General features: G+C 52.5%; 18 protein-coding genes. 2 read left to right on the forward strand and 16 right to left on the reverse strand.

Annotation, left to right across the window (positions count from 1 at the left end):
- Positions 1-3 precede the first annotated feature (3 nt).
- The 11 genes from sseB to trmJ form a co-directional block, all read right to left on the reverse strand.
- The gene (gene sseB / locus AC0IWZ_RS15635; RefSeq protein ID WP_471678960.1) at positions 4-780 is read right to left on the reverse strand and encodes an enhanced serine sensitivity protein SseB; all 777 of its coding nucleotides are present in this window, start codon (positions 778-780) and stop codon (positions 4-6) included.
- Between the two features lie 136 nt (positions 781-916).
- Positions 917-2,203, reverse strand: a complete 1,287-nt coding sequence (gene pepB, locus AC0IWZ_RS15640; protein WP_034497709.1) for an aminopeptidase PepB — start codon at positions 2,201-2,203, stop codon at positions 917-919.
- A gap of 70 nt (positions 2,204-2,273) precedes the next feature.
- The gene (gene iscX, locus AC0IWZ_RS15645; RefSeq protein WP_471678959.1) at positions 2,274-2,474 is read right to left on the reverse strand and encodes a Fe-S cluster assembly protein IscX; all 201 of its coding nucleotides are present in this window, start codon (positions 2,472-2,474) and stop codon (positions 2,274-2,276) included.
- A gap of 12 nt (positions 2,475-2,486) precedes the next feature.
- Positions 2,487-2,822 (reverse strand): ISC system 2Fe-2S type ferredoxin, encoded by a 336-nt coding sequence (fdx, locus tag AC0IWZ_RS15650; RefSeq protein ID WP_034459208.1) that lies wholly within the window; start codon positions 2,820-2,822, stop codon positions 2,487-2,489.
- A gap of 1 nt (position 2,823) precedes the next feature.
- Entirely contained in the window at positions 2,824-4,674 is a 1,851-nt protein-coding gene (gene hscA, locus AC0IWZ_RS15655; RefSeq protein WP_471678958.1) for a Fe-S protein assembly chaperone HscA, read from the reverse strand.
- Positions 4,675-4,687: 13 nt separating this feature from the next.
- The gene (gene hscB, locus AC0IWZ_RS15660) at positions 4,688-5,203 is read right to left on the reverse strand and encodes a co-chaperone HscB (RefSeq protein ID WP_034497715.1); all 516 of its coding nucleotides are present in this window, start codon (positions 5,201-5,203) and stop codon (positions 4,688-4,690) included.
- 69 nt (positions 5,204-5,272) lie between these two features.
- Positions 5,273-5,596 carry an iron-sulfur cluster assembly protein IscA gene (gene iscA / locus AC0IWZ_RS15665; RefSeq protein ID WP_034497717.1) on the reverse strand — a complete coding sequence of 108 codons (324 nt, stop codon included), beginning with the start codon at positions 5,594-5,596 and terminating at the stop codon, positions 5,273-5,275.
- Between the two features lie 24 nt (positions 5,597-5,620).
- The gene (gene iscU / locus AC0IWZ_RS15670) at positions 5,621-6,007 is read right to left on the reverse strand and encodes a Fe-S cluster assembly scaffold IscU (protein WP_015703172.1); all 387 of its coding nucleotides are present in this window, start codon (positions 6,005-6,007) and stop codon (positions 5,621-5,623) included.
- Positions 6,008-6,049: 42 nt separating this feature from the next.
- Positions 6,050-7,264, reverse strand: coding sequence for an IscS subfamily cysteine desulfurase (locus AC0IWZ_RS15675; protein WP_471678957.1), 1,215 nt, complete (start codon positions 7,262-7,264; stop codon positions 6,050-6,052).
- Between the two features lie 126 nt (positions 7,265-7,390).
- The gene (gene iscR, locus AC0IWZ_RS15680) at positions 7,391-7,879 is read right to left on the reverse strand and encodes a Fe-S cluster assembly transcriptional regulator IscR (protein ID WP_034497720.1); all 489 of its coding nucleotides are present in this window, start codon (positions 7,877-7,879) and stop codon (positions 7,391-7,393) included.
- Between the two features lie 130 nt (positions 7,880-8,009).
- On the reverse strand, positions 8,010-8,750 hold the full coding sequence (gene trmJ / locus AC0IWZ_RS15685) for a tRNA (cytosine(32)/uridine(32)-2'-O)-methyltransferase TrmJ (protein WP_115627589.1): 741 nt from the start codon (positions 8,748-8,750) through the stop codon (positions 8,010-8,012).
- A gap of 119 nt (positions 8,751-8,869) precedes the next feature.
- Here trmJ and suhB point away from each other — a divergent pair, with 119 nt between their 5' ends.
- Positions 8,870-9,673 (forward strand): inositol-1-monophosphatase, encoded by an 804-nt coding sequence (gene suhB, locus AC0IWZ_RS15690; protein WP_034497722.1) that lies wholly within the window; start codon positions 8,870-8,872, stop codon positions 9,671-9,673.
- Between the two features lie 143 nt (positions 9,674-9,816).
- Here the strand turns inward: suhB and AC0IWZ_RS15695 are convergent, their stop codons facing one another.
- Positions 9,817-10,800 carry a nickel/cobalt transporter gene (locus tag AC0IWZ_RS15695; RefSeq protein WP_471678956.1) on the reverse strand — a complete coding sequence of 328 codons (984 nt, stop codon included), beginning with the start codon at positions 10,798-10,800 and terminating at the stop codon, positions 9,817-9,819.
- Positions 10,791-11,426 carry a DUF1007 family protein gene (locus AC0IWZ_RS15700; RefSeq protein ID WP_246864884.1) on the reverse strand — a complete coding sequence of 212 codons (636 nt, stop codon included), beginning with the start codon at positions 11,424-11,426 and terminating at the stop codon, positions 10,791-10,793. Before AC0IWZ_RS15700 ends, AC0IWZ_RS15695 begins: the two co-directional genes overlap by 10 nt.
- Before the next feature lie 138 nt (positions 11,427-11,564).
- On the opposite strand from AC0IWZ_RS15700, the gene csiE reads away from it, so the two are divergent.
- The gene (csiE, locus tag AC0IWZ_RS15705) at positions 11,565-12,845 is read left to right on the forward strand and encodes a stationary phase inducible protein CsiE (protein WP_034497725.1); all 1,281 of its coding nucleotides are present in this window, start codon (positions 11,565-11,567) and stop codon (positions 12,843-12,845) included.
- Here the strand turns inward: csiE and AC0IWZ_RS15710 are convergent.
- The 3 genes from AC0IWZ_RS15710 to AC0IWZ_RS15720 all read right to left on the reverse strand — a co-directional run bounded on the left by AC0IWZ_RS15710 (position 12,832) and on the right by AC0IWZ_RS15720 (position 16,354).
- Positions 12,832-13,983: a 3-phenylpropionate MFS transporter gene (locus tag AC0IWZ_RS15710; RefSeq protein WP_471678955.1), complete on the reverse strand. Its 1,152-nt coding sequence runs from the start codon at positions 13,981-13,983 to the stop codon at positions 12,832-12,834. The genes csiE and AC0IWZ_RS15710 overlap by 14 nt on opposite strands.
- 85 nt (positions 13,984-14,068) lie before the next feature.
- A complete protein-coding gene (locus tag AC0IWZ_RS15715) occupies positions 14,069-14,911 on the reverse strand; it encodes an aldose 1-epimerase (protein WP_471678954.1) in 843 nt (280 codons plus the stop codon).
- A 3-nt stretch (positions 14,912-14,914) separates the two neighbouring features.
- Complete coding sequence (locus AC0IWZ_RS15720; protein WP_471678953.1) at positions 14,915-16,354, reverse strand: sugar porter family MFS transporter; 1,440 nt, start codon at positions 16,352-16,354, stop codon at positions 14,915-14,917.
- Between the last annotated feature and the right edge of the window lie 23 nt (positions 16,355-16,377).

Consider the following 16,377-nt stretch of genomic DNA (forward strand, 5'->3'; position numbering starts at 1 on the left):
TCATCAAATAATGCGGTTGGTTTTGAAATCGCGCAGGAAGCTTCCCCAGCGGCGCTCATAGAATGGCGTAATGTGCGCCATCATAAAGTGGCTGATGCCCTTTTCGCCTTCGACAACCTGACAAATATCAACGGGTTCATCGCCCGGTAAAGTATCGGTCGCGACACTTCCCGCCTGGCGAATAATCGCTTCGATATCCCCTTCTGCTTCAATACCAATCAATAAGTTAGGCTGCTCGTCTGCTCGCTCTTTGATGGAACAAATAAACGCGCGCTTCACGGTTTTCAGGTTTTTAAACAGCGTCGTGAGCGAGTCAACCATTTGTGCAGGCGGTTCAGCCACTTCGGAAAGCAGCAAAGAAGTCCCGCCATCCAGCACTTCCTGCTGGGTTAAAGGATCGCTTTCATCGCTGATCAAATGGGTAATTTCGCGTGGAGTAAATTCTTTGCCGGTTGGCAGTTTCGCATTCAGGAATAATGTCGCGCCCTGCGTCATTTCAAATAGCGTGCGCACTGGCATTACGACAAATGCCTGCTCGTGGCTGATAGCTTGTTGCAGCGCTTCAACTGAGGTGAAGAACGGAATGACTGAGGTGCCATCGTCTTTTTCCCAGTGCTGTAATTCAACGGCACTATCGGCATCAATGGCTTCGCCTTCAGCGGCGGTACCGGGCACCCATACGGTGGATTCCAGTAATACGCGAAAGAATGCCGGGCGGTGAGCAGGTTCAGTGGCAGCCTGCTCAAGCAGCGTTTCAAGTTCGTTTTTGAGTTCTGACATGGCCGTTCCAGATTATTCAGGTTTGATCCCCTCTCCCATTGGGAGAGGGTTAGGGTGAGGGGTAAGCATTGATGACAACCATCAAGCCAGGTCGCCCTCATCCCGGCCTTCTCCCCCAGGAGAAGGAGAAAAACAGTTACTGACTAACCAACAGATTCGCAATCGCGCGTACACCAATACCTGTTGCGCCAGCAGACCACTGCTCAACCGCACCTTTACGGTAAGTAGCAGAGCAGTCAATGTGCAGCCAACCTGCGTGGTAGTTTTCCACGAAGTGGGACAAGAAACCCGCCGCCGTGCTGGCACCCGCCGGGAAAGAGGCGTTAGAGGTGTTGTTCAGTTCAGCAAAGTTAGACGGCAACTGGTTGCGGTGGAACTCGGCCAGCGGCAAGCGCCAGAACGGCTCGTTTTCTTCCGCGGCACTTTCCATCAGGCGGTTTACCAGCCCATCGTCGAAGCTAAACAGCGCGTGGTAGTCGTTACCCAATGCGGTTTTCGCCGCACCCGTTAGGGTCGCGCAGTCGATGATAAGCTCAGGTTTTTGCGCACTCGCATCAATCAGGCCATCGGCCAGCACCAGGCGACCTTCGGCATCAGTATTCATCACTTCAACGGTTTTACCGTTGCGATATTTAATGATGTCGCCCAGTTTGAATGCGTTGCCGCTGACCAGGTTGTCCGCGCAGCACAGGAACAGTTTCACACGTTTGTTCAAGCCGCGAGTGATCGCAAATGCCAGAGCGCCGGTAATGGTGGCAGCGCCGCCCATATCAGACTTCATGGAGTCCATGAATGCGCTTTGTTTCATGCTGTAGCCGCCGGAATCAAAGGTGATACCTTTACCGACCAGGCATGCGTAAACCGGTGCATCCGGGTTGCCAGTTGGGTTGTAATCCAGCGCCAGCAGTACCGGTGGGCGCTCTGAACCACGACCTACGGTGTGGATACCCATGTAATTCTGCTCGCGCAGATCTTCACCTTTGGTGATGCGGTAAGAGACGTTATCGCAAGCCACATCACACAGCAGGTCAACGGCGCGGGAGGCGAGTTGCTCCGGGCCGAGTTCTTCGGCTGGCGTGTTGATGGTATGGCGAACCCAATCAATGATTTTCAGGCGGTTATTGAGTTCTTTTTGTTCTTCATCGCTCAGCACAGCCCAGTCAACTTTACGGGTGCCTTTTGGTGCACGGTAGCCCTGCCAGAATGCCCAGCTTTTCTCGACATCCCAGCCTTCGCCCGCCAACTGTACGTGCTTCAAGCCCTGGCCGTCGATTTTACGTGCGGCGCGTTGGATTAACCCCAGGTCATCTTTGCCTGTCAGGTGCAGGGTAATCCCTTCGTCGTTGATGCTATAAGCGGCTTTTTCACCCCAGCGCGCATCGGCAGACGCGGTGGAAAGCGTGATTTTCATGGCTTCTGACATTTTCTTTTCCTTATACTTTTCAGCTCATGCTTCATATAAAAACGGGCCGCCAGAGGCAGCCCGCTTATTGTTATTCTGCTTCATCTAACCAGACTAACAGAATCGCTTCCAGAATTTTTTCATTGGATGCGCCTGGATCGTCATCAAAATCTTCCAGATCGCAGATCCACTGATGCAGATCGGTAAAACGTACCGTTTTAGGATCAAGATCCGGGCGGCTGTCGTACAGAGCTTCACCAATTTCGCGGCTATCGGTCCATTTCAGTCCCATAAGCGACTCCTGTTAGTGCTCACGTGCATGGTTAATGGTGTAACGTGGCATTTCTACCACCAGATCTTCATCCGTTACACGCGCCTGGCAGCTTAAGCGGCTTTCAGGTTCCAGACCCCATGCTTTATCAAGCATGTCGTCTTCGTCTTCCGTGCTTTCAGCAAGGGAGTCGAAACCTTCACGCACCACACAGTGGCAAGTGGTGCAAGCACAGGATTTTTCACAGGCGTGTTCAATCTCGATACCGTTGCGCAGCGCAACATCAAGAATAGTTTCACCGACATTCGCTTCCAAAACTGCGCCATCTGGACACAAATCCTGATGAGGCAGAAAAACAATCTTTGGCATGTTAAACCTCGTCCACGGAGTGGCCTTTCAGCGCCTTACGGATTGATTCATCCATACGACGTGCGGCGAAATCCTGTGTTTGTTTGTCTACGTTTTTAATGGCTTGTTCAATAGCATCGGTGTCATCGCCCGCAGCTGCGGCGCTTAACGCCACCATCGCTGAGTCAATTTCCGCACGCTCTGCCGCACTTAACAGCGCGGCATCAGTCGCTAACGCACCTTGCAGGCTTTCCAGCACGCGGGCAGCGTCAACTTTTTGCTCAGCCAGCATGCGCGCTTTCACATCATGCTCGGCATAACTCATGGAGTCCTGAATCATGGTGGCGATTTCGCCATCGCTCAGGCCATAAGATGGTTTCACCTGGATAGAGGCTTCAACGCCGGTGGATTTCTCCATCGCGGTGACGCTCAGTAAGCCGTCAGCATCAACCTGGAAGGTCACGCGAATATGCGCCCCACCCGCAGGCATTGCCGGAATACCGCGCAGTGCAAAACGTGCCAGCGAACGGCAATCTTGCACCAGTTCACGTTCGCCCTGCATCACGTGAATCGACATCGCCGTTTGGCCGTCTTTAAAGGTCGTGAAGTCTTGCGCACGCGCTACCGGAATAGTGGTGTTACGCGGAATGACTTTCTCAACCAGGCCGCCCATGGTTTCAAGGCCAAGCGACAGCGGGATCACATCAAGCAGCAGCATTTCGCTGTCCGGCTTGTTACCCACCAGAATATCCGCCTGAATAGCAGCACCAATAGCGACGACTTTATCCGGGTCGATAGATGTCAGCGGCATGCGGCCAAAGAATTCGCCCACACGTTCACGCACCAATGGCACGCGAGTAGAACCGCCGACCATCACCACTTCCAGCACTTCATCGGCTTCGACGCCAGCGTCTTTCAGCGCACGGCGACAAGCCAGCAATGTCCGTTTAACCAGGGCTGCAATCAGTTCGTTGAACTGCTCGCGCGTCACGGTGCCTGTCCAGCCTGCGACTTCTACAGTCGCCGTTTCGACATCGCTCAGGGCGATTTTCGCGGCAATTGCGGCATCCAGTAACTGGCGCTGCACGCGGTCGTCGCTACGGTCAGCCACACCGGCTTGCTCACGCAGCCAGTCGGCTAACAGGTGGTCGAAGTCGTCGCCACCGAGTGCAGAATCACCGCCAGTTGCCAGCACTTCAAACACGCCACGGCTTAAACGCAGAATAGAAATATCGAAAGTGCCACCGCCCAAATCGTAAACGGCAATAACGCCTTCTTTGCCGGAGTCCAGGCCGTAAGCAATAGCGGCGGCGGTCGGTTCATTGAGCAGGCGCAGAACATGCAGGCCCGCCAGACGTGCTGCGTCTTTGGTGCCCTGACGTTGTGCATCGTCGAAATAAGCGGGAACGGTGATCACCACGCCATCAAGCTGACCTTCCAGCGCTTCAGTCGCGCGTGCGGAAAGGGCTTTTAAGATGTCGGATGAGATACGAATAGGGTTCAGCAGACCCGCCGGGGTGTCGATCATCGGCAGGCCATTTTCACTCGCTTTGAGCGCGTAAGGCAGATGCGGGTAACGCGCCTGGATATCGGCAAGCGATCGGCCCATCAGACGTTTTACCGAGCTGATAGTGTTTGCCGGATCGGTTGCGGCTTGCGCACGCGCGTCCCAACCGACATTCAGGCCTTGTTGCTGATAGTGCACCACAGAAGGCAGCAGATGACGGCCTTCATGGTCAGGCAGCGTTTCAGCTTGCCCGCTACGAACAGTTGCAACCAGTGAATTTGTGGTGCCTAAATCGATACCCGCCGCCAGCTTGCGCTGATGCGGTGCCGCACTCAGGCCCGGCTCACTAATTTGTAATAACGCCATATTGAGCTTCCAGTTAAAAATCGAGCAGCTTTTCTTCGAGTTGTTCTATTTGGCTGCGCAGTTTATCGAGAAAACGAAGTTTACGCACAGTATCCGCCGCTTGCGTCCAATCCTGATTATCCAGTTGCTGCACCATTTGCGCCATGCGGGTTTTCACCATCGCATTAACGTTGGCACTGAAGGATTCCAGGCGGTCGCTATCTTTGGCGTGCTCGATATTATCAAGCTCTTCACGTAATTCGAGTTGCTCCATCAAAAACGCGGTATCGCGCACGGTATGCTGCTCGTTAGCCAGATCAAAACCGTTGAGGGAGAGAATGTACTCGGCACGCGGCAGCGGATGACGCAGCGTTTGCCATGCCTGGTTGATGGTCGCAGATTGTTGGACCGCCAGCAGTTGTTCCGCCTGAGGGCGGCTGGTGTACTTGTCAGGGTGGAACTGGCGTTGCAGCTCCTGGTAACGTTTAGCCAGCAACTCGGTGTTAAGGGCGAAGCCTACTGGTAATCCAAAGAGGGTGAAGTAATCCATAACAGACTCGGGGGGGTTACCTGAGATACCCCCACATAACGGTACGTTACGTGGGGGAAGTGGCGAGCATCAGACGTGGAAGCTTTCGCCGCAACCGCACTCATCTTTCACGTTCGGGTTAGTAAATTTAAACCCTTCGTTAAGACCTTCTTTGACGAAGTCCAGCTCGGTGCCGTCTAAAAATTGCAGGCTTTTACCATCGACGACCACTTTCACGCCTTTGTCTTCAAACACGGTGTCTTCTGCCATCGGCTCGTCAACAAACTCAAGAACATAAGCCATGCCAGAACAGCCAGAAGTACGAACGCCTAAACGCAGTCCAAAACCTTTACCGCGATTGGACAAGAAGGCATTCACGCGTGCGGCAGCACTGTCGCTAAGGGTAATCGACATACAACAACCTCTACTCAACAATAATTATTTAGCTTCACGCTTGCTTTTGTAATCCGCAATGGCCGCTTTGATAGCGTCTTCTGCAAGGATTGAGCAGTGAATCTTCACCGGCGGCAGTTCGAGTTCTTCTGCGATGTCGGTGTTTTTGATGGCCTGCGCTTCATCCAGAGATTTACCTTTGACCCATTCGGTCACCAGCGAGCTGGAAGCAATGGCAGAGCCACAGCCGTAGGTTTTGAAGCGAGCGTCTTCAATAATACCTTCATTGTTGACTTTGATCTGCAACTTCATCACGTCGCCACAAGCTGGTGCACCCACCATGCCTGAACCTACGCTGTCATCGCTGTTATCAAAAGAACCAACATTGCGTGGGTTTTCGTAGTGATCGATTACTTTTTCGCTGTAAGCCATTTTTATTCTCCTGAATCCGATATCGACGCTCGAAAAGAGCGATTAGTGATGAGCCCATTCGATGGAATTAATATCCACGCCCTGCTTGAACATTTCCCACAGTGGAGAAAGGTCGCGCAGACGGCCAATGGACTTACGTACCAGTTCGATGGTGTAGTCGATCTCTTCTTCAGTAGTAAAACGACCCAAAGAGAAACGGATAGAACTGTGAGCCAGTTCGTCGGTCATACCCAGTGCGCGCAGCACGTAGGATGGCTCGAGGCTTGCTGATGTACAGGCAGAGCCGGAAGAAACCGCGAGGTCTTTCAGTGCCATAATCAGCGACTCACCTTCAACGTAGTTAAAGCTCACGTTGAGAATCGTTGGAACGCCATTTTCCAGGTCGCCGTTCAGATACACTTCTTCCATATCTTTCACGCCGTTCCACAGACGGTTACGCAGACCGCGCAGACGGGACATTTCTGTTTCCATCTCTTCTTTCGCGATACGGTAAGCTTCGCCCATGCCGACAATCTGGTGAACAGGCAGAGTACCAGAACGCATGCCGCGCTCGTGACCACCGCCGTGTACCTGAGCTTCGATACGAATACGTGGTTTACGACGAACGTACAGTGCGCCGATCCCTTTCGGGCCATAGATTTTGTGACCTGAGAAAGACATCAGGTCAACTTTAAGGCTGCTCAAGTCGATAGGCAATTTGCCTACGCTCTGAGTCGCATCCACGTGATAGATAATGCCACGCGCACGGCAGATTTCACCGATTGCCGCGATATCCTGCACCACGCCGATTTCGTTATTCACATGCATGATGGAAACCAGAATGGTGTCGTCACGCATTGCCGCTTGCAGCACGTTCAGGTCAACGATACCGTTGCTCTGGGGTGCCAGGTAAGTCACTTCAAAACCTTCACGCTCAAGCTGGCGACAGGTGTCCAGCACGGCTTTGTGTTCGGTTTTTACGGTGATGATGTGCTTGCCTTTCTTCTGATAGAAGTTAGCCGCACCTTTGATAGCGAGGTTGTCTGATTCAGTTGCGCCGGAGGTAAAGACGATTTCACGCGGGTCTGCACCAACCAGTTCAGCGATTTGGTTACGGGCGATATCTACTGCTTCTTCCGCCTGCCAACCGAAACGGTGGGAACGAGAAGCCGGGTTACCGAAGGTTCCGTCCATAGTCAAACACTGCATCATTTTCTGCGCAACACGCGGATCAACCGGCGTAGTCGCAGAGTAGTCGAGATAAATCGGTAATTTCATTGCTCTTTAAGCTCCGTACATCACTTCAATACGATACGAAGAACCAGGCCTAAAAATGGAATGCTGCTGTTTTTAAAAGGGAGCGGCAAGCCCCCAAACCTGATTCTAAAAAATCTAATTGTCTGCTTATGCGCGCAGTTTGACGTCGATCGCGTCTTGGGAGCGCGTACTGCGATGGTTTTCATTGTGCTGGCGACCAGAAACATCCAACACTTCCTGGTTATTCACCAGTTCACCCAAGGTGATGTTATTTAAAAAACCGGTCAGACGGTCGCTCAGGTCGCGCCACAGCGCGTGAGTCAGGCATTTATCGCCGCCCTGACAACCACCTTTACCCGCACAACGCGTGGCATCAACAGATTCATCTACTGCGCTAATGACTTCACCAACCGCGATGGCGCTTGCTTCTTTACCCAACAGATAACCGCCGCCAGGACCACGAACGCTGGCAACGAGGCCATTTTTACGCAGACGGGAGAATAACTGCTCCAGATAGGAGAGAGAGATTCCCTGACGTTCAGAAATATCAGCCAGTGGCACTGGGCCTGATTCGGAGTTCAACGCAACGTCAAGCATTGCGGTCACGGCATAACGTCCTTTGGATGTCAGTCTCATGTCTTACTTAACCTCTAATCGCCCCTCGAACCGGGGGTTTTTTATAAATGTGATTGTCACATAGCAGGCCGCAAGTCTGACATTCCCGAGTAAATTGGTCAACTATTTAACCTAGTAATTTACTCAAGTATTATTTGCCGTGTTTTTTCTCGTTATCAATAGAAGAAAGCATGCCGCGCAGAATGTTAAGTTCCTGAGTTTCCGGGCGTGCACGGTTATATAAGCGGCGTAATTTGCTCATAATCTGGCCCGGATGGCTGGTGCGAATAAAGCCGGTTTTCAGCAACACTTGTTCCAGGTGAACGTAAAAACGCTCGAGATCGTCAGCCGACGGATACTGAGTCTGGTCTTCAACCACTGCCGCTTCTTTGCCTTCTTCTTGTGTAGCAAGCCAGGCAATTCTCACTTCATAAGCGAGGATTTGCACGGCCATCGCCAGGTTCAGCGAGCTGTATTCTGGATTTGCCTGAATCGCGACGTGGTAATGGCATTTCTGCAATTCGTCATTGGTCAAACCAACACGTTCACGGCCAAACACAATCGCCACTGGCGCATCTTGCGCTTCAGAAATGGTCTTTAGACCACATTCGCGCGGATCGAGCATCGGCCACGGTAATGTGCGTGAACGCGCACTGGTACCCACGACCAGGCTGCAACCTGCCAACGCTTCATCCAGCGTATCGACAATTTTGGCCTCACCGATAACATCACTGGCACCTGCGGCGAGCGCAATAGCCTGAGAATCAGGTTTAACCAACGGATTTACCAACCAAAGATTTGTCAGCCCCATGGTTTTCATGGCACGAGCGACAGACCCCATGTTGCCGGTGTGGGAGGTTTCAACCAGCACTATACGTACGTTTTGCAGCATTCTAGACTCATTGCCTGAAAAGATTATCGCGATATCCTATCATAACCCTGGGACATATTCCGAACGCTCTGCTATACTCCGCCGCGTTTTCCCGTTCTTTAACATCCAGAGAGAGACCGATGCATCCGATGCTCACCATCGCCGTGCGCGCTGCGCGCAAGGCGGGCAATTTAATTGCCAAGAACTACGAAACCCCTGACGCTGTAGAAGCGAGCCAGAAAGGCAGCAACGATTTTGTGACTAACGTAGATAAAGACGCCGAGCGTCTGATTATCGAAATTATCCGCAAATCCTACCCGCAACACACCATTATCGCTGAAGAATCAGGCGAACTGGCGGGTACCGAGCAGGATGTGCAATGGGTTATCGATCCTCTGGATGGCACTTCAAACTTCATCAAACGTTTGCCACACTTCTCTGTCTCTATCGCTGTCCGTGTTAAGGGCCGCACCGAAGTTGCTGTTGTTTATGACCCAATGCGTAATGAGCTGTTCACAGCCGTTCGTGGTCAAGGCGCACAGCTGAACGGTTACCGTCTGCGCGGCAGCAATGCACGCGACCTCGACGGCACCATTCTGGCAACGGGCTTCCCGTTCAAGCACAAGCAACACGCGACTCCTTATATGAACATCGTGACCAAACTGTTCACGCAGTGTGCTGACTTCCGTCGTACCGGTTCAGCCGCGCTGGATCTGGCATACGTTGCGGCAGGCCGCGTTGACGGTTTCTTTGAGATTGGCCTGAAGCCATGGGATTTCGCAGCAGGTGAACTGATTGCTCGTGAATCCGGTAGCCTGGTGTGTGATTTCACCGGCGGCCACAACTACCTGACCAGCGGCAATATCGTTGCAGGTAACGCGCGAGTTGTTAAAGCGATGCTGGCAGCTATGCGTGATGAATTGAGCGAAGCGCTGAAGCGTTAATCTTTAAAGCCCTCACCCTAACCCTCTCCCCCAGGAGAGGGGACTGTTCGGTTTCCCCCCTCGCCTTCAGGGAGAGGAGACTGTCCGGTTTTCCCCCTCGCCCTCAGGGAGAGGGCCGGGGTGAGGGTTGTTCTAATCAAGAACTAAAACGGTCTAATCCCACGCATGACCGGTTGAGCACTCAGCCACATAACCCCCGCTGCTAATACCAAAATTCCCCCACCTGCAAATGCCAGTGTTGCCCAGGCCACTTGTCGCCACAAAACCGGTGCTTTATTGCCGCTTAAGCGAACCGCCAGCTTGCGGAAACTGTGTACCAATAATGCCAGGCCGGAAATAGTGAGCGATGTCCCCGCCGCCATCGTCAACGCCGACGCAATTCCCCATGTATACACGCCGATCACTTTGCTGAACAACAGCACCATAATGGCTCCGGAACAAGGGCGCATTCCCATCGACAACACAATCATCGCCCGGGCGCGCCAGTCTTCCCCGGCATCAAGTTGTTGTTCAGTCGGCAAATGCTGATGACCGCAGCCACATTTTTCATGATGAACGTGGTGCGGTGTGAAAGAAGTAAAGCGCGCGGGTTTACGCAATATGCGGCGCAATTTGCCCACAGCCCGGCCACATAACATCAAGCCTAAAATCCCCACCAGCAAATAACTCCCCTTCTCCAGCCAGAAACTGCTCATATGTAATTGCCGCGAAGGGAGCGCCAGAATTCCCAGCACCAGCGTCACTAAGCCAATCGCCACCAGTCCTTGTAATAAAGAAGCGGCAAATGTCAGTTTGAGGCTGCTTTTCAGGCGCGACGGGTGCGTGGCAAGCCAGGTGGTGATCACTACTTTTCCATGCCCTGGTCCTAAAGCGTGAAGCACGCCGTAGACAAAACTAAATGACAGCAAAGACCAACCGGCGCGCGCCGGGTTTTCGGCTACCTCGCGCAAAAGCCCACTCATCTGTTGGTTAATGGATTTCTGCCACATCGCACTATTCAGGATGATTTGCGGCCAGTAATGCCAGAGGCTATAAAATGCAGCGGCGCAGACAATAAGGAAAAACGCCAGCGGCCACATATGGAGCCAACGGCGGGATTGCGGTTTGGTCGAAGGCATTACTGACATTGCACGATCACCTGTTGAGCAAATTGTTTACCCAGTTCCATATCTTCGGGCGGCGCGTCGGCTTTATCTAAAGAGAGTGCAAACGCCTGCATGTCTTCCGTCGGCTTAGGCGTTTTCACTGAGATTTTGCATTGTTTGGCTAATGTTTCCGGCAGTTTGGCATCGCTATTATGGTCGTAACTCATATCAACAAAATAGGTCGGGTCGAAGGTGGCGAACTGATAGGTTTGGCCTTTTAGCGGCTGCGGATGCGCCAACGGTAAAATGAAGGTCAGCACCGCCTGATGCCCAACCCGTGCGAGTCCATACTGCGGCGGCAAATTATCAAACGTCACCTTTTGGCCGTTATGCCAGAATTCGGTGAAATAATGTTGCCCCAGAACATTCGCCATCACTTCAGCCGCCAGCTTCTTCCACACGGGTGAATCCGGCTTCGCATTACCTGCGTCATACAGTAGATCGGCTGAAGTAATTTCATCCATCGTCCACTGCATTTTCAGGCCGGTGAGCTGGTCATTTTCAGCCATTACGGTCGTGACCAGGGTAATGAAGCTGTGCGGGTGTGCCAAAGCCATCGGGCTAAAAAGCGCCGTACTCAAGGCAAAAAGCGCAATTCTGTTACACATTTTCCTGCTCATTATTCTCTCAAGATTAAAATTCTGTGAGCCAGTCAGAATTCCGTAATTAAAAAGCTCAAATCCTAAGCTGTACGGCAAAAGCTTTAGCTACTCTTAGCAATAATTAACTTTGACTTGGTTATGCGGATGATGACACTGCTTTCCCCAACACCATCTGTACTCTCCAGTCCGCAGCGTCGCTGCCACCTGCTTTTGTTGCTTTACTTACCGGGCCAAACCGTCACCCCAGAGATCTTAGCCAGACTCAACGGGGTCGATGACGCCAAAGCCCTGCAAGATATAGCCGACACCGGCGATGAAATCCAGCGCTATCACAGGCTGAGCCTCATCACGCAACAGGACGGCAGCTACCGGATTGAGGGCACGCCTCTGAATAGACGCTTGTGCTTATTGCACTGGCTGCGTCGTGCTTTACGTCTAAGCCCACACTTTGTGCAGCAGCATTTTACTCCGGCACTAAAAACCCAACTTAAACAACAGGGCATCCTGACTGCGCTGTATGACGAAAAAAACCTCCAGGCGCTGATAAGCCTGTGCGCCCGCCGTTTGCAGCGCCAGTTTGATGCCCGTGACGTGCAGTTTTTAACGCTGTTTTTGCAGTATTGTCTGCATCAGCATCATGCGGGAATTATTCCAGAATTCACCGAGCAGCAGCGAGCATGGACGCAAATTCGCCCTGAATACCTGGCAGCCCTTGAGATTGCCCGCCACTGGAAGCGGCGAGTGTTGCAAACCGCCAATGAAAACGAGCAGCTATTCCTCGCGTTGCTATTCCAGCTCCTGCGAATGCCCGATCCGATTGGTGATAACCATGAGCAAGATTTACGTCTACGCGGCGCGATTGTCACCATGATTGCGCAGTTTCGTGAACAAGCGGGAATGTCGTTTAGCGATGAACAGGGACTGAGCGATCAGCTCTATATTCATCTCGCTCAGGCGCTGGACCGCTGCCAGTTCGGAATCGGGATTGATAACAGCCTGCCGGAAGAAATCACGCGTTTATATCCACGTCTGATGCGCACCACGCGTGAAGCGTTTAGCGATTTTGAAAGCCATTTTGAGATGCGTTTTTCTGACGAAGAAGTGGGTTTGGTCGCGGTGATTTTCGGCGCGTGGTTAATGCAGGAAAACGATCTGCACGAGAAACAAGTATTGCTGCTGACGGGCAATAATTTAGAGCTTGAGCAAACTATTGAACAACAGCTACGCGAACTCACGCTGCTGCCGCTCAATATCAAACATTTGACGATTCACAGCTATCAAAAAGAGGGCGCGCCAAAAGAAGTGGTGCTGGTGATTTCACCCTATTCCACTACGTTGCCGCTTTACTCTCCACCACTCATTCACGTCGAGCTGCCGCTGGGCGAACACCAGCAGCAGCAAATTCGTAAAATTATTGAGTGTTAACGCAATACGAAATTGGGCGTGGGCGAATCAACAACGCAGGAACGGCGACCAACGCCATAATCCAGAACACCCCACCCTGCATATGCTGGTAAAGATAGCCGGAGAACATGGTCATAATCGCAATACCGCCGCCCATCGCCACCGCAGAATAGACCGCCTGCAAGCGAATCACTTCGTTGCCTTCACGCGCTGAGATATAGCGCATCGCCGCAAGATGGCACACGGTGAAACTGCCGCAATGGAGGATTTGCGCCGCAATCAGCCACGGCAAATCGGTGGTGTATGCCATCAGGCTCCAGCGCAAAATCCCCGTCACGCCAGAAAGCAGCAGCAAATCACGCGCGCTCCAGTTGCGGAACAGTTTGTTGCTCAGCGCAAAAATCACGATTTCTGCCACCACACCCAGCGACCACAAATACCCGACAACCGAGGCGGAATACCCCGCGCCCTGCCAGTAAATTGCGCTGAACCCGTAGTACGCCGCGTGTGCTCCCTGCAACAACGTCACGCATGCGAGAAAACGCCATGAACCCAACACCAGTTTCTTCCACGCTGGCCAGCCCGCGCCTTCGTTGTGTCTCGCTTCGCCCTGCGGCATCACCGATGGACGCAACATCATGCCGATTAACATCGACGCGACGCCGATACTCAGCAGCACCAGAATCGCCTGGTAGCTAAACAAACTCACCAGTTTACCCGTCATGGCAGAGCCAATAACAAACGCCAGCGATCCCCACAGGCGAACTCGGCCGTAATCCATGGTGATTTGTCGCTGCCAGGTTCCAGCCAGTGCATCGGTCAGCGGTACGAGTGGTGAGAAGAATAGGTTAAAGCCGACCATCACAATCAATAGCCAGGCGGAGGTTTGCCCGAACCAAAAAGCGACGGCAAAAAGTAATGTGAGTAAGGCGAGGATTCTGAGGGCAAAGACAAGTCGGGAGGGGTCGGTAACTCGAGGGGCAAGTAACAAGCTGCCGAGGAAACGGGCGATTAAACCAGCCCCTAATAATAACCCGATGGTTTCAGGTGGCAGGCCAACTCCAGCGAGCCAGACGCTCCAGAAAGGTAAGAAAATCCCGTAGCTAAAGAAGTAGGTAAAATAACTGAGCGCCAGCCAGCGCGTTGAATGCAAAACCATGATCCCTCCCGTTTTGGAGGCGTTAGTGTGTCCGAGCGTTGGCTGGCTTGCAAGCATTCATTAACAGACTAATAACACGTAATAATTACGGAGTTTTATCATCACGAGACAAAACCGTAATCTCCATTTTGATCGCCGTTGATTGCTCGTTTTGCAACAACACCAAACCCGGTTGCCCCGCCATATTATGCGCATTCACCGGATGAGTTTGTGGTTCGAGGCAAATAAACGTTTCATCTTCCATGCGGAAAACCATCAAATACGGCGTGGCGCAACGCAGTTGAACACGCATTTCGTCGTTTTCAATTAACGCTCTGCCATTCCAGCCGGAATAGCCGACGTTCAACCACTGGTTATCCGGCGTTTTCGGTTGCAGGAAATCGGTTTGCGCGGTCAGTTCACCCTGCCATTCCAACGGCAAGTGGTTATCTCCTTCCGGCCAGAACCCTGTTGCGCCAAACTGCACGCGAGTGGAAGGTGTGAGATGGAAAAAGGGATGGAAACCCAGGCCATAAACCATCGGCTTACTTCCCCGATGAGACAATTCCAACTCGGCGATAAACCGTATCCCTTCCAGTCGATAAGCGAGCCGCGCCTGATAATCAAATCCGCAGTCGTGCTGGTTTTCCATTGTCAGCACGAGATTCAAAGAATCATGCTTTTCTACCTCCCAGGGTTTCAGCCAGCCATCGCCATGTAGAAAGAATTGCTCATCCACCGGACTTTTTGGCAATTCGATTAACTCGCCGTGTAGCGGAAAACGATTCCCGGCAACGCGGTTTGCCAGCGGCAACATCGGGAACAGCGCTTTATCGCCAGGGTGAAGTATTGGCTGTTGATGTGTGAGCGACTCCAGGCTCCGAATTGCCGCCCCTCGCGGGGCGACGGTTAAACGTAAATGTTCATTTTCAAGTAACAGCATTTCCATATCTTAATGGGCCGTTCTTTCGGCACGCGCTTTCGCCGCTGCACCGTATTGGTCTGCCATACGTTTTTCCAGCGTTTCCAGACTCACACCTTTCGTTTCAGGCACATAACGGCGCACATAGATAAAGCCTGCGGCACAAATCACGCCGTAGAGCAGGAAGCTGCCCGCCGCGCCAAGACTGGCGTTCAACAGCGGGAAGGTATACGTCAGTAAGAAACAGGCGACCCACAGCGCCAGTGTTCCTAAAGACATTGCCAGGCCACGCACACGGTTTGGGAAAATCTCAGACAGCAGAACCCAGGTGACAGGGGCCAGCGTCAGAGCGTAAATCGCAATCGCCGCCAGAACCAAAATCAACACTGGCAGTCCCATAATGCCCAGCCCGTAAGCCGCACCGATTAGCGCATAGATGATGGTCAGACCGGCCGCACCAAACAGCATCAGTTTGCGGCGTCCGATTTTATCCACCAGCGGCAGCGCTGCGAGGGTAAAGATAAGGTTAATCAAACCTGTCGCAACAATGGATTTCAGCGTGCTGTTGATATCAAAGCCTGCGGAGGCAAATATTTCCTGCGCGTAGTTAAATATCACGTTAATGCCGCACCACTGCTGGAACACAGCCAACACCATCCCAATGATAATGATTGGCTTCACTTGCGGCTGCCACAACGCACTCCATGAGACTTTTTGCGTGTCATTGTTCAGCGTTTGCAGAATATCGTTCAGCGTGTCGTCGGCATATTTTTGATTACCGATACGTTTAAGCATCTGATGAGCGCGTTCGTTTTTACCGGCACGCGCCAGCCAGCGTGGCGATTCCGGTACAAAGAACATCAGCACTAAAAATGCCAGCGCAGGAACCAGTTCAGCACCAAACATCCAGCGCCAGCCGACCTGCCCGTTCCAGCTTTCGGTGATTTGCTGCATCGTTGCCGCGCTGCCGACCGGTTCTGCAATCACCAGGTTGATAAGCTGTGCTGCCAGCACGCCAATCACAATTGTTAACTGGTTGATGGCAACAAACTTACCGCGTTTTTCAGCCGGGCTGACTTCTGCGATATACATCGGACTGAGTGCTGATGCGAGGCCAATCCCTACCCCACCGACGATGCGATACACCACAAACATGTCGAAGTTGCTGGCCATGGCAGTGCCCCAGGCCGAGGCGGTGAATAAAATCGCCGACATAATCAGCGGCGTTTTGCGCCCGAACCGGTCTGCGCACCAGCCGGAAATTAATGCCCCGAAAATACAGCCGACCAGGGCGGAACTCATCGCCCAGCCAGATTGCGCGGGGTCGGTTATTGAGAAGTAGGCTTCGTAGAACGGTTTCGCTCCACCAATTACCACCCAGTCATATCCAAACAGCAAACCTCCACAGGCGGCCACCAGACAGATAGTCCAGACATACCCCATGCGTAATTGTGTCTGTGCAGTGTTCATTGTTAATCCTCGTTTAAATCTTG

It is taken from the genome of Buttiauxella sp. AC142 (assembly GCF_979253435.1).

Bases quoted from the DNA above. Each gene is read 5' to 3' on its own strand.
- iscA (WP_034497717.1), bottom strand. From the start codon at position 5,596: ATGTCGATTACCCTTAGCGACAGTGCTGCCGCACGCGTGAATGCCTTC.
- iscR (WP_034497720.1), bottom strand. From the start codon at position 7,879: ATGAGACTGACATCCAAAGGACGTTATGCCGTGACCGCAATGCTTGAC.
- AC0IWZ_RS15715 (WP_471678954.1), bottom strand. From the start codon at position 14,911: ATGGAAATGCTGTTACTTGAAAATGAACATTTACGTTTAACCGTCGCC.
- AC0IWZ_RS15695 (WP_471678956.1), bottom strand. From the start codon at position 10,800: ATGTCAGTAATGCCTTCGACCAAACCGCAATCCCGCCGTTGGCTCCAT.
- hscB (WP_034497715.1), bottom strand. From the start codon at position 5,203: ATGGATTACTTCACCCTCTTTGGATTACCAGTAGGCTTCGCCCTTAAC.
- fdx (WP_034459208.1), bottom strand. From the start codon at position 2,822: ATGCCAAAGATTGTTTTTCTGCCTCATCAGGATTTGTGTCCAGATGGC.
- trmJ (WP_115627589.1), bottom strand. From the start codon at position 8,750: ATGCTGCAAAACGTACGTATAGTGCTGGTTGAAACCTCCCACACCGGC.
- iscX (WP_471678959.1), bottom strand. From the start codon at position 2,474: ATGGGACTGAAATGGACCGATAGCCGCGAAATTGGTGAAGCTCTGTAC.
- sseB (WP_471678960.1), bottom strand. From the start codon at position 780: ATGTCAGAACTCAAAAACGAACTTGAAACGCTGCTTGAGCAGGCTGCC.
- suhB (WP_034497722.1), top strand. From the start codon at position 8,870: ATGCATCCGATGCTCACCATCGCCGTGCGCGCTGCGCGCAAGGCGGGC.
- hscA (WP_471678958.1), bottom strand. From the start codon at position 4,674: ATGGCGTTATTACAAATTAGTGAGCCGGGCCTGAGTGCGGCACCGCAT.
- pepB (WP_034497709.1), bottom strand. From the start codon at position 2,203: ATGTCAGAAGCCATGAAAATCACGCTTTCCACCGCGTCTGCCGATGCG.
- AC0IWZ_RS15700 (WP_246864884.1), bottom strand. From the start codon at position 11,426: ATGTGTAACAGAATTGCGCTTTTTGCCTTGAGTACGGCGCTTTTTAGC.
- AC0IWZ_RS15675 (WP_471678957.1), bottom strand. From the start codon at position 7,264: ATGAAATTACCGATTTATCTCGACTACTCTGCGACTACGCCGGTTGAT.
- AC0IWZ_RS15720 (WP_471678953.1), bottom strand. From the start codon at position 16,354: ATGAACACTGCACAGACACAATTACGCATGGGGTATGTCTGGACTATC.
- iscU (WP_015703172.1), bottom strand. From the start codon at position 6,007: ATGGCTTACAGCGAAAAAGTAATCGATCACTACGAAAACCCACGCAAT.
- csiE (WP_034497725.1), top strand. From the start codon at position 11,565: ATGATGACACTGCTTTCCCCAACACCATCTGTACTCTCCAGTCCGCAG.
- AC0IWZ_RS15710 (WP_471678955.1), bottom strand. From the start codon at position 13,983: ATGGTTTTGCATTCAACGCGCTGGCTGGCGCTCAGTTATTTTACCTAC.